This is a genomic window from Rhizobium tumorigenes (assembly GCF_003240565.2).
GTDB lineage: Bacteria > Pseudomonadota > Alphaproteobacteria > Rhizobiales > Rhizobiaceae > Rhizobium > Rhizobium tumorigenes.
In genome coordinates this window covers 326153-340907 of record NZ_CP117257.1, presented here as the reverse complement: position 1 = coordinate 340907, position 14755 = coordinate 326153, and the positions used below count along the sequence as shown (strand labels likewise).

Sequence of the window (14755 nt, the reverse complement as noted above, 5' to 3'; positions counted from 1 at the left end):
GCCGATCGTTCGTGAACAGGCAGGCTCCCTGGCCATCATGCCAGATGACCTTGATCAAGCCACCGCCACGACCGCGGAAGACGAACAGATGCCCGCACATCGGATCGCGCTTCAGCGTCTCTTGCACCATCAGCGACAGACCGGGAAAGCCTTTGCGCATGTCCGTATGGCCGGTCGCTAACCAGACCTTCACACCAGCAGGAACCGGGATCATCGCCGACCCAGCACACAATCGAGAATGCGGCCAAGCGCCTCCGTGTCTATGTCGCTGTCCACACGGACACGGCGACCGCGGCCCAGCTCAATCATCACATCGCTACGCTTCCGGCGGGGTTGCGGTGGGGCCGGCGTTTCCGTGGCGGTGGGCTGGATTGCCGGCGCGGCCTCCGACACGATCACGGGCATCAACGTGCTCGCCGTCTCGGGCCTCGGTTCCTCCATTTGGCAAAGCTCTTTGCGCCACCGAAAGAGCTGGCTCACGTGGATGCCGGCCGCACGGGCAATCTCGGACAGAACCGCACCGGGCTCAAGGCAGGCTGCAACGAGCCGCTCTTTGTCCTCGCGAGACCAGCGCCGCCGGCGCTCCACGGACGTGATGACTTCAATTGGATGCTTGGTCATAGGACTACTCCTAGCATTACAGTTGCAGTTTTAGTTTCAAATGAGCGCGTCGTGCGGCAGCTTGATGCGCTCGTCTCCAACATGACCATGCGATGATGTGGGCGGGCTTTATACGCCGCTGGGCAAGCTTATTCGCAATGCGTCGGACCTCTTGGATGGACCAGCGGATCAGATCGTGATGGTCGGCATCCTCAGTCTTTTTTGGGGTGCCGCATTATTGGCGCGATATCGGATCACAGCCATCATTGCGAAGGCGAGCATGACGAGCGACACATGGCGATGCCAGCCATGCCACGAGCGGGTCTCGTTATGATCGAGGCCGAGTTCGTTCTTGGCTGTCTCGAAGCTATCTTCGATTGCCCAACGGTGACCTTCGACGGATACGAGCGTCTGAATGCCTGTTCCGGCCGGGCACCAAGTCGTGAAGAATGCGAGGTCGCCATCGCTGATATTGCGCCGGATCAACAAGCCGCGCGTCCAAAGCCCGGTTTGCGTATCACTGTATTCGTCGGCATCGAGATCGACCAGTTCGCAGTAGGCCCAGTCATGAAGCCGCGCGCCTTTTGTGCCATCGCCAGCGGAAAGGCGATGCCATGCAGCCGGATCGAGATCACGGGCAATCTCAAGAGCGGTTCCTGCGACGAAAGGCTTACCAGACCAAGCGCCAAAATGATGGTCGGATTTAACCCCAAGAACGTAACCTTTGCAGGCTCGGCGCAGCGCTCCTTCGACGTCTCCGACGCCATACACCGCATCTGCTGCCACCCATGAAAACGGCACTTTGGCTGTCAGCGCCCGCCGAATCATATCGACAGCGAGGGCAGGCTTGGTAGCGAAGGCTACAGCTTCAGGAACATGAGCGGCGGCAACCCTTGCCGGATCGCTGGTCCAACTCTTTGGCAAGTACAAGGCTCGATCGATAAAGGCATGACCACGATCGGAAACATAGGCGGTGAACACACCGATTTGGCAGTTCGTTACCTTGCCCGCTGACCCTGTATATTGACGTGAAACACCGCAAGATGTCTTGCCCTGCTTGAGGAAGCCGGTCTCATCAATGACCAGGACCGCATCATCTGTGGCAAGGTGCTCCACAACATACTCGCGCACAATGTCGCGAAGTCCGTCTGCGTCCCAGCGTCCACGACCCAAGATGGCTTGCTGTCGCCACGGACCAGGATCGCCAGCCGCCTCAGCGCGCATCCAACCTGTCTTACGGCGCTCATCACCTAACAAGCCGTCCAGGAAAAGGTTCGCAGATGCTGCAACGCGCTCCTGCGTAAACAATCCGCGCATACGCGCCTTAACTTCACGCAGCGACGATGCCCAAAGTTCCAACGTTGTCTCGATCGATGCACCCATCATCCATGACCTCCGAATCATGGAGGCCTATAGATTCAGAACTTGTAAAAATACGCAACTGTAATGCTAGGCAGTGTCCCCATAAACGGGGTTCATCTTATTGACGGTGTATGATTCAATCTCCTTGAAAGGAGATTGCCATGCGCCGTCATGAATTGAGCGACGAAGAATGGGCTATCATTGCACCTCTTTTGCCGAACAATAGCCGTGGAATTGAACGTGTCGATGACCGCCGGGTGATCAACGGCATCCTGTGGCGTTTCAGGACTGGTTCGTCTTGGCGAGATGTGCCGGAGCGTTATGGCCCGCGCACGACGCTTTACAATCGGTTCTCCCGATGGCGCAAGGCGGGCGTCTGGGATCGTCTTCTGGACGCCGTTTCAAAACGTTACGATGGAGACATCGTGATGATCGACAGTTCTTGTGTTCGCGTTCACCAGCATGGTGCCAACGCTAAAAAGGGGGATCTGCCGATCCTTGCATGGGACGTTCGCGCGGCGGCCTGACGACAAAGATCCACGCTCTTGTCGATGCAGATGGCAGACCGGTTCGGCTTGAACTCACCGCCGGCCAAGCCGCCGATGCACCGATGGCTGAAAAGCTGTTGAGCGACCTGCGGCCCGGCGCGACGATCCTCGCCGACAAGGCATATGACACCGACGCAATTCGTAACTTTGCCAAGCAACGCAAGTGCTGGGCGAATATCCCTGCAAAGGCCAATCGAAAGCAGACATTCAGCTTCAACCGCTGGGTCTACCGTCAGCGCAATCTCGTGGAACGGTTCTTCAACCGTATCAAGCAGATGCGAGGCCTCGCGACGCGATACGACCGGCGCGCTGATAATTACATGGCCGCCCTCAAGCTTGTCGCGACGAGGATATGGATCGCCTCAACTAATGAGTCCGTGGCCTAGCATTACAGTTGCAATTTTGATTTCAGGTGAGCGCGTTGGGCGGCAGCTTGATGCGCTCGTCTCCAACATGACCATGCGATGATGTGGGCGGGCTTTATACGCCGCTGGGCAAGCTTATTCGCAATGCGTCGGACCTCTTGGATGGACCAGCGGATCAGATCGTGATGGTCGGCATCCTCGGTCTTTTTTGGGGTGCCGCATTATTGGCGCGATATCGGATCACAGCCATCATTGCGAAGGCGAGCATGACGAGCGACACATGGCGATGCCAGCCATGCCACGAGCGGGTCTCGTTATGATCGAGGCCGAGTTCGTTCTTGGCTGTCTCGAAGCTATCTTCGATTGCCCAACGGTGACCTTCGACGGATACGAGCGTCTGAATGCCTGTTCCGGCCGGGCACCAAGTCGTGAAGAATGCGAGGTCGCCATCGCTGATATTGCGCCGGATCAACAAGCCGCGCGTCCAAAGCCCGGTTTGCGTATCACTGTATTCGTCGGCATCGAGATCGGCCAGTTCGCAGTAGGCCCAGTCATGAAGCCGCGCGCCTTTTGTGCCATCGCCAGCGGAAAGGCGATGCCATGCAGCCGGATCGAGATCACGGGCAATCTCAAGAGCGGTTCCTGCGACGAAAGGCTTACCAGACCAAGCGCCAAAATGATGGTCGGATTTAACCCCAAGAACGTAACCTTTGCAGGCTCGGCGCAGCGCTCCTTCGACGTCTCCGACGCCATACACCGCATCTGCTGCCACCCATGAAAACGGCACTTTGGCTGTCAGCGCCCGCCGAATCATATCGACAGCGAGGGCAGGCTTGGTAGCGAAGGCTACAGCTTCAGGAACATGAGCGGCGGCAACCCTTGCCGGATCGCTGGTCCAACTCTTTGGCAAGTACAAGGCTCGATCGATAAAGGCATGACCACGATCGGAAACATAGGCGGTGAACACACCGATTTGGCAGTTCGTTACCTTGCCCGCTGACCCTGTATATTGACGTGAAACACCGCAAGATGTCTTGCCCTGCTTGAGGAAGCCGGTCTCATCAATGACCAGGACCGCATCATCTGTGGCAAGGTGCTCCACAACATACTCGCGCACAATGTCGCGAAGTCCGTCTGCGTCCCAGCGTCCACGACCCAAGATGGCTTGCTGTCGCCACGGACCAGGATCGCCAGCCGCCTCAGCGCGCATCCAACCTGTCTTACGGCGCTCATCACCTAACAAGCCGTCCAGGAAAAGGTTTGCAGATGCTGCAACGCGCTCCTGCGTAAACAATCCGCGCATACGCGCCTTAACTTCACGCAGCGACGATGCCCAAAGTTCCAACGTTGTCTCGATCGATGCACCCATCATCCATGACCTCCGAATCATGGAGGCCTATAGATTCAGAACTTGTAAAAATACGCAACTGTAATGCTAGTGTTTGCACTAGGACTTCCGATGTTCGCATCAACCTCGCAAGACGGCCCTCACCGTGTGCTTACGACATATGAGCCGGATGCTACAGTGAGCATTGTTGCTCGCCGCTATGGGATTCAGCCGAACCAGGTGTTCACCTAGCGTAAGCTGGCCAGCCAAGGGGCTCTAACGGCAACTGCTGCGCAAGAAGATGTCGTCCCGGCCTCCGAATATCGTTCCCTTCAGAACCAGGTCAAAGAGTTGCAGCGACTGCTTGGAAAAAAGCCGATGGAAGGCGAGATTCTCAAAGACGCGCTTGAGATCGCCACCGGCCCAAAAAAACATATGTTGCTCTCGCTATCGCTGCCGAAGGGAAATTCCCGATGACGGCGGTGTGCGAGACTTTGGGTGTTGCCCGATCCAATATTACAGAACGCGTCAAGCTGGTTCCTTCAAAAGCGCGTGGACGGCCTCCGCTCGCTGATCATGACCTTGTGGAGGAGATCAAAGCGATCATCTCCGAGATGCCGACCTATGGATATTGCGTCGGGTTCATGCTGCAAATTCCGAGGCATGTCGCCCCTTGTTCCGAAATGATGCCGCCCCCCCAATTCCGAGAATTAGTCGCCCCCTGAATGGGGTGTTTGTCGGGATGTCCTGCTGGTGAGAAGTTCGTCCTTTCAGGTGTGCTGGAGCTCTCGTCACGATCGCAAGCTTGCCGCTCGACTGCGGTTTGCCAAGTTGCGCCATCATGCCGTGCCAGAGGATGTCGACTACCGCAGTGAGCGTGGACTTGATCGGGCGCTATTCATGAAGCTCATCGCTGGAGACTGGATCGACGCGCACGACAATCTCGCCATCTGCGGTCATTCGGGCGTTGGCAAAAGTTGGTTGGCCTGCGCCCTGGGCTACAAAGCATGCCGGGACGATCAGTCGGTTCTCTATCAGCGCGTTCCGCGGCTGTTTGCCAATCTCGCTCTGGCGCACGGCGATGGTCGCTACGCTAGACTGCAACGCACTCTTGGCTGGAAACTGCCTGATCCATGCCAATAGTGCTGGGGTCGGTCCTACCATTAACAGGATGCGGAAAAAGGCCCTTGCTGTGAACGGACTGCCATGATTCCATGCCTGAGTGATTGGTCGGCAGGAGCAGGACATGCGCGGTAATGATATCCAGACGGCGGGTTTGTTTTCTTATGTGAGCTGCGAAGCCCGGGTTCCGACAAGCCATCCGCTGCGGGCGATCCGCGCGATTGTAGACGAGGCGCTGGAAGTTTTGTCGCCGGATTTCGAGGCGATGTATTCAGCGATCGGCCGTCCGTCGATCCCGCCGGAGAAGCTGCTGCGCGCTCTGTTGTTGCAGGCCTTTTACACGATCCGCTCGGAGCGTCAGCTCATGGAGCAGATGGACTACAATCTGCTGTTCCGCTGGTTCGTCGGCTTGTCGATGGACGCGCCGATCTGGGACGTCACCGTGTTCACCAAGAACCGTGAGCGGCTCTTGGCTGGCGATATCGCCGCCAAGTTTCTGGCCGCGTTGCTGAGCCAGCCGCGGGTGAAAGCATTGCTGTCAGACGACCACTTCTCGGTGGACGGCACCTTGATCGAAGCCTGGGCCAGCATGAAGAGCTTCAAGCCCAAGGACGACACAGATGGTGGCGACACCGACGGCAGCGGCTCTGGCGCTGAAGAGAAACAGCCGCCAGAAGCCAAAGGCCGCAACTCTGAGCGCGATTTCCACGGCGAGAAGCGCAGCAACGCAACCCACGCATCGACCACCGACCCGGACGCCAGGCTTTATAAGAAGGCCCGTGGCCAGGCGGCCAGGCTTTGCCACATGGGCCACGTCACCATGGAAATCCGCAATGGTTTGGTTGTTGACGCCACGCTGACCCATGCGACCGGAACCGCCGAGCGCGAGGCGGCACTGGATATGGTGGGCCGCATGGATGGTCGTCATCGCATCACATTGGCTGCAGACAAAGCCTACGATACGGCCGATTTCGTTGCTGCCTTGTGGGACGCAAAGGTGACGCCACACGTCGCCCAAAACACGACGAACCGACGCTCGGCCATCGACGGTCGCACCACCCATCACCCTGGCTACGCTGTCAGTCAGCGCATTCGCAAGCGTATCGAGGAAGTGTTCGCTTGGGCCAAGACCAGCGGCGGAATGCGTAAGACCCGCCATCGTGGAAAGGATCGCGTCGGCTGGATGTTCACACTGACAGCCACCGCTTATAATCTGGTGAGGCTGCCAAAGCTGCTGGCGACAGCCTAATCGCGCCCGGAATCCGCCGAACCAGGCGGATGACGACAAAATGGGCCGACAACGGCCGCTGAAAAAGCCTCATCACGGCCTGTCTTCGAGCCGTCTAGCCAGGATCGGCGGAAAAATCGGCGCTATTTCCGCGACCTGTCAAGCCCATAAGTGTCTCACTCGAAGCCGCGGCACGCGGCTTCACCACCTTCATACATTTATCATGTCTGAGGTCCCCTGATCGTTCAACTGCTATCCATTTATGTGGCCCGAACATCTGGCGTCCACGCAGTCGCGTCAAACCAGTTTTGACGCTGCTTCGCCCCAGGCAACGGGTTCCTCGATCTGCCCCAGAGGATTCAAAGCCTCGGAAATCAGGCGCGCCTCCTTTGCGAGAAGGTCGATTACGGTCTTCTGGCGCGAGCCGGAGAGTCTCCCAAGGGGGGCTGCGACGCTAAGTGATGCGAGTGCAATCCCCGCCATATCAAAGATCGGGACAGCAATCGCAGAAATGCCATCATTGATATTGAAGTCGATAGTCGCCGCTCGTATTTCCCTGATCTCATTAATCATCGTTCTCAAATCAAGTTCATCGATCGGATATTCGGCGGTAATCCGTGGCATGTTGAAACGGATGATCTGCTCGCGCTCCTCGTCAGGCTGAAATGCGAGAATGGCCAACGCGCCTTGCCCAACACCCAGTGGGACGCGCCCTCCGACGCCGCCGTAAAACGTCCTGATAGGATGGCTTCCCCAGAAGCAATCCGTGCATATGGCGTCAAATTTCGAGCGCTCGATCAAAATGACGGCTTCTTTCAGTATGCCGAATACACGCAGTAGCGATGGTCTGGCGGCTCCTGATATGCTGTTCATCTGCCTTGATTTGGCAGCCATACAGAAGAATTCGTATGAGAGCCGGTAGTTTTTGTCTGATTGCACGACAAGGCCCTCGCTAATCAAAGTCTTCAACAAACGATGTACCGTTGGCAAACTGGTATCTATGCCACGGGCGATATCCTTGAGGCGCGCACCACCGGCGCCCGATCCGGAAATGGCTTTCAATAGGAGGACCGCCTTTCCTAAGCTTGATTGAGATGGCTCGTGATTTTCCATAAGTTGACGCTAATCCCTTACTGCGCGATAATTTATTCCATATGGTGAAAGAAAATTGCAGATTTGGGTCGATATATCAACATCCCTCATTGTTAGAAGTCATTAATTAGCAGTGAATTCTGCTCGGCTCTTATGAACTGGGCTGTTGATCAATATGACAAGCAAAAAAAGGGGAATTCCATGTCTGGGAACAAAGGAAAAATGGAAGCGGGTATAAGTCGCCGTGACTTCAATCTTCTAGGATTGGGATCGGCTGCCGCGTTGGTAGCAATGCGCGCGGGTCCGAGCTGGGCGGCCGGCGAAAAGATAACTTTCTACGGTTATGGTGGCCAGAGTAAAAAGAACATGCATGAAGTGGTTTTCACACCCTTCACTCAGACCACCGGCATTGAGGTTGTCGAAGGCACATTTGGCGACGAAACCGAAATCATCACCCGTCTGAAGTCGGGCGGCGCTGGTGATCTTAGCGTTTTTTCCAATGCCGGTTTCGACATGTACAAGCGCTACGTCGATCTAGGAGCCAATTCTGAGCTCAATGAGGACAAGATCCCAAACCTGAAGCTCGTTTCTCCGGTTTTGATCGAACAGATGCGTAAGCTGACGCCGAATGGCAAGCTTTCGGCAATTCCCTATCTCTACGGGACGACCGGGATTGCCTACAATACGAAGCATGTTTCGCGCGAAGAGGCGAAAATTCTCGGCTACAAGTTGCTGTGGGACAAGCGCTTCTCCGGCAAAACCGCGTTGAGCAACTACGCACTCGACCGTATCTGGTCGGCGGCCCTTTACACGGGCCAGGATCCGAACAAATTCAGCGACACCAATGCAATCTTTGCCGCGCTTCGGGAGCAGCGTCCACTGGTCAAGAAATACTGGGAGTCCGGCTCGGAAGTTATGGACCTTCTTGCAAAGGAAGAGGTTGTCGTCGCCGAGATTTGGTCGACCCGTGCCGTGGCGCTGAAAAAAGACAATTACCCGATCGAGTACCTGGAGCCTGAGCAGTGCCAGGCCTGGGTCCAGAACTTGTTCGTCCTGAAAGGCGCGCCGATGGAGCCTTGCGAAAAGCTCCTTGATCTCATGCTCAAGCCGGAGATCAACTTCGAATATTGCATGCGCACAAATAACGGCTCCGCGCTTGATCCGAGAAAGACGAACTTCCCGGATCAGTTGAAGAACCAGCCGGGCTTTGATCCCAGCGGAACGTTTGAGGGTTTCAATATCCCCGACGGAGCTTACTGGGCAGAACAGATCGACAAGCTTGAACCGCAGTGGCAGCGTGTCGCCAGGGGTGCATGAGTCTTTCGCACAGATGGCCGCGTCAGAGGCGGCCAAATGCGAACCTCTTCCCACACCCTATCACAGGAACACGACCCTATCATGCTTGAATTTCGATCTACCACGCTCCGCTACGGCCCAGTCGTTGCGGTGAAGGACATCAATCTCGTCGTTGAAACCGGCGCCTTCGTTGCGTTGCTTGGACCCTCTGGCTGTGGCAAGACGACCTTGCTTCGCTCGGTCGCTGGCCTTGCAGGCAACACGACCGGCGAGATTTTGATCAACGGTCGGCCGGTAACGGACGTTCCGGTCCATAAGCGAAATGTCGGCCTAGTGTTTCAGAACTATGCCTTGTTCCCGCACAAAACCGTTTTCGACAACATTGCTTTCGGCCTGAAATATCGCGGCTTTCCAAAAGCGGACATCAAGCAACAGGTTATGGATGCCTTGGAAATGGTTCGGCTTCCGCACACGGCAAATCGGTATCCTTCACAACTGTCCGGCGGCCAGCAACAGCGCATCGCCATTGCGCGCGCGATCGTCACCAAACCGGACGTCCTGCTTCTGGATGAACCGCTCTCGGCACTGGACGCCAATCTGCGTGCTGATATGCGCAGCGAGATTCGCGCTCTCCAGCAGGCAACCGGCATCACCACGTTATTCGTTACTCACGATCAGGAAGAGGCTCTGGCAATGGCCGATCTTGTGGTCGTGATGAAGGACGGATGCATCGTTCAGACAGGTACGCCCGAGGAAATTTACCGCACGCCGAGGTCCCGTTTTGTTGCTGAGTTCATTGGTCACGCGAACCTTTTAAAAGCCAAGGTCGTTGAGAGCGCCGAAAGATCTTTCCTCATCGATATAGGCGGCGTGCAAACCCGTCTATCCGGAAATGTTGGTGCGAAGGTCGGCGATACGATCGAGGCGGTTGTTCGCTCGGCGCATATTAAGGTCAGCGTCGCTCAGCAATCGGCGAACCCTGCGCTTCATCTCGGAAAGGTTATCGAGCGGACGTTCCTTGGGGACAAGACAGCGTATGTCATCGATCTTGAAGGGACACCCGTCGCTGCATCTGCTGGGGACGATCGTCATCCTCTTCACGTCGGGGATCTCGCCGAACTGAATTTCGACCCGGCGCGGATCACCCTTCTCGACGCTGACGGTCAATATCTTCCGATAGAAGGAAGGATCTGAGATGGCAGCGGCTCACTCCCAAAAAAATGACAGGCTGCGGATCCTCCTGCTTTTGACACCGGCGCTGGTCCTGCTTGTTCTGCTGATCGTCGTGCCGACAGCGACCATGATCCGCTACAGCTTCAACACCTATATAGGTGGTGGCCGGGACGCACCAGGCTACAGTCTCGATAACTGGAAAATGTTCTTTTCGGACTCCTATTATTATTTGGGGCTCTGGAAGACGATGCGCGTCGCTCTTGAGACAACAGTGATTGCGGTCTTTATCGCCTACCCGGTGGCCTACACGATCGCCTTCAGCTCCCGCGTCTGGCGCCCGTTCCTGTTGATCTTGATCGTGCTTCCCTTCTGGATCAGCTTCATCATCAGAAACCTTGCCTGGATCAATATTCTGGGAGAGAGAGGCGCCATAAATGCGTTGCTGATGGGACTTGGCCTAACCGATACCCCGCTCAAGCTTCTATACACGGAATTCTCGGTGATACTTGGCATACTGAGTTTTGTGCTGCCCTACGTCATCTTGAACATCTATGTGAGCATTGATGGCATCGACCGAAACTTGCTTCACGCCGCTCGAACGCTGGGCTGCACGTCATGGCAGGCGTTCCTGGAAATAACCCTCCCGCTGTCCTTTCCAGGACTATGCTCTGGCGTCCTCCTGTCGCTTGTCCTGGCTGCCGGCACTTACATCACGCCAGCCCTGTTGGGCGGTCCGGACAATTTCATGTTCGGCAACATCATCGCCGACACCATCAGCCTTGAGCTGAATTGGCCGATGGGCGCGGTTTTGTCGCTCGCATTGACATTCCTTCTCCTTGTCCTCACCGCCATTTACAGCCGCTTCCTTGGCATCGGCTCCATCACGAAAGGATTGACGCGATGAACGCTGACCAACCCGGTGTTGGCTGGCCGCTAAAAATCTTAACGGCACTGGTCTACATGTTCCTCTTCGGACCCGTCGCCGCGGTGATCCTGCTCTCGTTCAACACTGCCGACTTTGCTGCTTTTCCCATGCAAGGGGTTGGGCTCCGCTGGTTCGGCGAGCTGTTTCAGGACGAAAGTGTCATGCGGGCTCTCAAGACGTCGCTCGTGCTCGGCGTGTTGACAGCCGGAATCTGCGGCTTGGTAGGCGTGCTGGCCGCCATTGCGCTTGCCCGATACGAATTTCGAGGCAAGCGCTTCATGAACGTCTTCCTGCTGACACCACTTCTTGTTCCCGAGACCGTTCTCGCCGTGGGGCTTCTATTGTTCATGCAGTTGTTCAAGCAGCCTCGCAGCTTCAGCTTACTGTTGATGGGACATATTATGCTGGCGCTGCCCTATGTCGTTCTAGTCGTTCATGCGCGCCTCATCACGATACAGAGGACCTTCGAGGAGGCGGCTGCGACGCTAGGTGCCAACCGGTTCCAGGTTTTTCGTGAAGTTACCCTGCCGCTGCTCATGCCCGCAGTTGTCGCAGGGCTGCTGTTGTCATTCACACTGTCCTTCGACAACGTCACCGCCTCGATATTTTGGCGGCCTATCGGCACCGAAACGCTCCCCACTGAAATCTACAGCATGCTCCGGGACTCGGTGAGCCCTGAGATCAATGCGCTGGGAACCGTGATGGTCGCGATCACGATTGGGCTGCCGCTGCTGGGTATCGCCTTCTTCCGAATCCGGTCGCAAACGCGGCTTTAGCCACAATTGCGGAAGCCGGTCCGAATTCGCTTGCTTTCGCCTAATTCAACGAAACAGCCGATGCGCATGTTTTGATGGCGTTGGTCCCAATAACTGTCACTTGCAAAGTGAGGACGAAAGATGGCTAATAAAACCGCGAACAGCAATTCTGTCCAATCCTTTTGGCGTCCCTTCGATACGCCATCAGAAACGTTGATGGACCCACCGCGCCGCGTCGCCTTCGGAGACGGCGTCTATGTCACCGACGACAACGGTCGACTGCTGGATGCTGTCGGTGGGCTATGGAACGTTAATCTCGGCTACAGCCAGCCGTCGATCACTCAGGCGATCACGAAGCAGCTCGAACAACTGGCCTATACATCAGTGTTCAAAGGCAACACCACCGGCGTTGCGGAAGAGCTTGCCCAGACTCTCGTCGACGACTGGTTCGGTGCCGACGGAATGACAAGAGTATTTTTCACGTCCGGCGGGTCTGACTCTGTCGAAACCGCTCTACGTCTTGCACGTCAGTATTGGAAAATCCTGGGGCAGAACGACCGCTACAAGTTCATCTCCCTCAAGCGCTCGTATCATGGCACGCATTTCGGCGGCTCCTCCGTTAGCGGCGGCGCTCATCTGCGCCGCAACTACGAGCCATTGATGCCGGGTTGCTTCCACATTCCCGCGCCGATTACCTACCGTAACGCTTTTGACGAAACTTCTCCGGAACGTCTCGCGCAGATTTGCGTGCGTCTGCTCGAGGAGGAAATTATCTTTCAGGGTCCCGAGACAGTGGCGGCGTTTATCGCTGAACCGGTTCAGGGTGCTGGTGGCATCATCGTCCCGCACGACAGCTTCTGGCCGATGGTGCGTGAGGTTTGCGACAAGTATGGCGTGCTTCTAATCGCCGACGAGGTCGTGACCGGTTTCGGTCGTACCGGCTTCGATTCCGGCGTAAGAGGCTGGGGCGTGAAGCCGGATATGATGATTCTCGCAAAGGCGATCACTTCCGGATACTTCCCTTTCGGTGCGACGATGATTGGCGAAAAGGTTGCTCAGGCTTTCGAGAACGCCAAGGGCCCGGTCGCGAATGTTGGCCACGGATACACGAACTCCGGTCATCCTGCCGGATGTGCGGCAGGTCTTGCTACCCTGAAGCTCACACGCGAGCTTGGCGTGGTCGAAAATGCTGGCCGTCTCGGTGAGCGCCTCATGGCGGGACTTCAGCGCATGAAGGACAAGCACGAGCTGGTTGGTGACGTGCGCGGTCGGGGTCTAATGGCAGCGGTCGAACTCGTTTCCGATCGGTCCGCCAAGACGCCGCTCGGGGGCGAGATGATGAAGCGCTTTGTTAAGGCAACGGCAGAGAATGGTGTGTTGGTGCGCCAAGGTGGTAACATGATCATCCTATCGCCGCCGTTGACCATAGAGGCGTCGCAGATCGATGAGATCGTCGATGCGATGGATAAGGGCTTGTCCAGCTTGTAATCGAATGGCAGCGCCTTAACCGCGAGCCGGAACTTGCCAGCTCGCGGTTAAATCGCACAAAACCGTTCAATCTCGCGGGCAATGGGCTCCAGTCGTGCAGAAACCCGATTCACTGAAATGTGCCGCTGGAGCGGTCGGGAGTGCAGATTGCACCGTCGCGATAAGGCCGGAAGCCTTGACGTTCGTGCGTACGGATACCGACGACGTCTTTACTGGTCAGGTCGAGACTGACGTCTCTATCGGAGCCGACCGTCTATACACTATTCGTTTCAACGGAGGCGCGGCAATAGCCGCGCGCGTTTTTAATACACTAGCCTAACTTGTGCTGTGTGCCGGCCAGACGTTCAATATGTTTTGTCCGGAATCAGCGATACATCTTCTTTGTGACAAGCGCAGAAGGTGAACGTTTTTGTGCTAGAGCGTCGGGCGATTAATGTGCAACGCATCCAGTTTGGCGGAAATAATTCCAGCACTCCCGTGGCGTGAATAGGTCGCAGACTTTTCCGACGGCTTTCCAGAGATCGTCGTAAGTCCTGGCTTTCATTTTTCGCAAGAGTGTTTTTAGCTTTGAAAAGGCCATTTCAATCGGATTGTTGTCTGGCGAATATCGCGGAAGGAAGAGTATCCATGCCTTCCTTTCGGCGATGGCAGCCGCCGCTCGGGGGCTTTTGTGGACGTTGAGGTTGTCCCAGATCACCACGTCGCCCGGCTGAAGCGTCGGAGCAAGTTGGGTTCGCACGTAGGTGTCGAACTTGTCTCCATCCATGGCTCCATCGACGACAAAGGGGGCGGTGAGCGCATCGCAGCGCAGACCGGCAATAAAGGTCTGGGTATGCCATTTGCCGAATGGGGCATCCGCCTGCAGGCGCTTGCCCCTCCTGCTCCTGCCACGCAGCGGTGTCATGTTGGTCTTGACCGAGGTCTCGTCGACGAAAACGAGACGTCCGGGGCTCATTTGCATGGCGGGCTGACGACGTTCGCGCCACTCATAGCGTTCCCGGCGCACGTCGGCGCGTTCGCGTTCCGATGCCAGCAGTGTTTTTTTTATACGTGAAGCCCGCCCGGCAGAGCAGCTTTGACAGGTTCGAGGGATCAGCCTTCACACCATGTTTGTCTTCCAGCCACGTCGCCAGATCGGGCATGGTGATATCCGGCTGTGCCTCTACCCTGGCGACAATGGCATCTTGGTAAGGGCCTAATTTGCCGCCACCGCTCGGCCGTCCTCGCCGGGACGGCTCGACCGAGCCTGTTCGATCCGCCCGCTGTTTGAGCCGGACCGCCGTGGCGGGCGAAACTTTGAAAGCAGCTGCCGCCGCTCGACGCGTTTCGCCCTGCGTTATCGCATCAACAATCCGCTGGCGAAGGTCCGAAGAATAGGCGCGAGACATGGCAAGTCCTCCTGCCATGTTGAATCACAAAATCGAAGCCAAGGGAATCTGGAGGGTTATTTGAGGTCGCATGGGACAGCGCGGCG

General features: G+C 56.6%; 13 protein-coding genes and 3 pseudogenes. 10 read left to right on the top strand and 6 right to left on the bottom strand.

Annotated elements, in window-relative coordinates; all coding sequences use genetic code 11:
* Positions 1–10: 10 nt before the first annotated feature.
* The 3 genes and pseudogenes from tnpB to PR017_RS23100 all read right to left on the bottom strand — a co-directional run.
* Positions 11–214: pseudogene (tnpB, locus tag PR017_RS23110) on the bottom strand (IS66 family insertion sequence element accessory protein TnpB); the annotation flags it as partial.
* The gene (gene tnpA, locus PR017_RS23105) at positions 211–621 is read right to left on the bottom strand and encodes an IS66-like element accessory protein TnpA (RefSeq protein ID WP_111222200.1); all 411 of its coding nucleotides are present in this window, start codon (positions 619–621) and stop codon (positions 211–213) included. The gene tnpA and the pseudogene tnpB, both read right to left, overlap by 4 nt.
* Before the next feature lie 168 nt (positions 622–789).
* Complete coding sequence (locus PR017_RS23100) at positions 790–2004, bottom strand: IS701 family transposase (protein WP_278332856.1); 1215 nt, start codon at positions 2002–2004, stop codon at positions 790–792.
* A gap of 113 nt (positions 2005–2117) precedes the next feature.
* Here PR017_RS23100 and PR017_RS23095 point away from each other — a divergent pair.
* Positions 2118–2896 (top strand): IS5 family transposase gene (locus PR017_RS23095; RefSeq protein WP_425070025.1). Its coding sequence is split into 2 segments (ribosomal slippage): positions 2118–2460 and positions 2460–2896, totalling 780 coding nucleotides; the frame shifts between segments, so codons are not numbered across the junction.
* A 154-nt stretch (positions 2897–3050) separates the two neighbouring features.
* On the opposite strand, the gene PR017_RS23090 is transcribed toward PR017_RS23095, so the two are convergent.
* The gene (locus PR017_RS23090) at positions 3051–4265 is read right to left on the bottom strand and encodes an IS701 family transposase (RefSeq protein ID WP_111219090.1); all 1215 of its coding nucleotides are present in this window, start codon (positions 4263–4265) and stop codon (positions 3051–3053) included.
* A 114-nt stretch (positions 4266–4379) separates the two neighbouring features.
* Between PR017_RS23090 and PR017_RS23085 the strand changes: the two are divergent.
* The 3 genes and pseudogenes from PR017_RS23085 to PR017_RS23075 all read left to right on the top strand — a co-directional run.
* Positions 4380–4887: pseudogene (locus tag PR017_RS23085) on the top strand (transposase); the annotation flags it as partial.
* A gap of 95 nt (positions 4888–4982) precedes the next feature.
* Positions 4983–5318, top strand: a pseudogene (gene istB, locus PR017_RS23080) (IS21-like element ISRel16 family helper ATPase IstB); the annotation flags it as partial.
* 130 nt (positions 5319–5448) lie between these two features.
* Positions 5449–6573, top strand: a complete 1125-nt coding sequence (locus PR017_RS23075; protein ID WP_111218043.1) for an IS5 family transposase — start codon at positions 5449–5451, stop codon at positions 6571–6573.
* Between the two features lie 276 nt (positions 6574–6849).
* On the opposite strand, the gene PR017_RS23070 is transcribed toward PR017_RS23075, so the two are convergent.
* Positions 6850–7614: an IclR family transcriptional regulator gene (locus tag PR017_RS23070; protein ID WP_240538903.1), complete on the bottom strand. Its 765-nt coding sequence runs from the start codon at positions 7612–7614 to the stop codon at positions 6850–6852.
* Between the two features lie 183 nt (positions 7615–7797).
* Between PR017_RS23070 and PR017_RS23065 the strand changes: the two genes are divergently transcribed.
* The 6 genes from PR017_RS23065 to PR017_RS28595 all read left to right on the top strand — a co-directional run bounded on the left by PR017_RS23065 (position 7798) and on the right by PR017_RS28595 (position 13600).
* On the top strand, positions 7798–8961 hold the full coding sequence (locus PR017_RS23065; protein ID WP_240538902.1) for an extracellular solute-binding protein: 1164 nt from the start codon (positions 7798–7800) through the stop codon (positions 8959–8961).
* An 81-nt stretch (positions 8962–9042) separates the two neighbouring features.
* Positions 9043–10134, top strand: a complete 1092-nt coding sequence (locus PR017_RS23060) for an ABC transporter ATP-binding protein (RefSeq protein ID WP_111218039.1) — start codon at positions 9043–9045, stop codon at positions 10132–10134.
* A 1-nt stretch (position 10135) separates the two neighbouring features.
* A complete protein-coding gene (locus PR017_RS23055; RefSeq protein ID WP_111218037.1) occupies positions 10136–11017 on the top strand; it encodes an ABC transporter permease in 882 nt (293 codons plus the stop codon).
* Complete coding sequence (locus PR017_RS23050; protein WP_111218034.1) at positions 11014–11814, top strand: ABC transporter permease; 801 nt, start codon at positions 11014–11016, stop codon at positions 11812–11814. The genes PR017_RS23055 and PR017_RS23050 overlap by 4 nt, the downstream gene beginning before the upstream one ends.
* Before the next feature lie 120 nt (positions 11815–11934).
* A complete protein-coding gene (locus PR017_RS23045) occupies positions 11935–13281 on the top strand; it encodes an aspartate aminotransferase family protein (protein WP_111218032.1) in 1347 nt (448 codons plus the stop codon).
* 94 nt (positions 13282–13375) lie between these two features.
* Positions 13376–13600 (top strand): TOBE domain-containing protein, encoded by a 225-nt coding sequence (locus PR017_RS28595; RefSeq protein WP_111218030.1) that lies wholly within the window; start codon positions 13376–13378, stop codon positions 13598–13600.
* A gap of 111 nt (positions 13601–13711) precedes the next feature.
* Here PR017_RS28595 and PR017_RS23040 read toward each other — a convergent pair.
* Positions 13712–14669, bottom strand: a protein-coding gene (locus PR017_RS23040; RefSeq protein ID WP_111218028.1) for an IS630 family transposase whose coding sequence is annotated in 2 segments (ribosomal slippage) — positions 13712–14326 and positions 14328–14669 — 957 coding nt in all. Because the reading frame shifts where the segments join, the coding sequence is not laid out codon by codon here.
* Between the last annotated feature and the right edge of the window lie 86 nt (positions 14670–14755).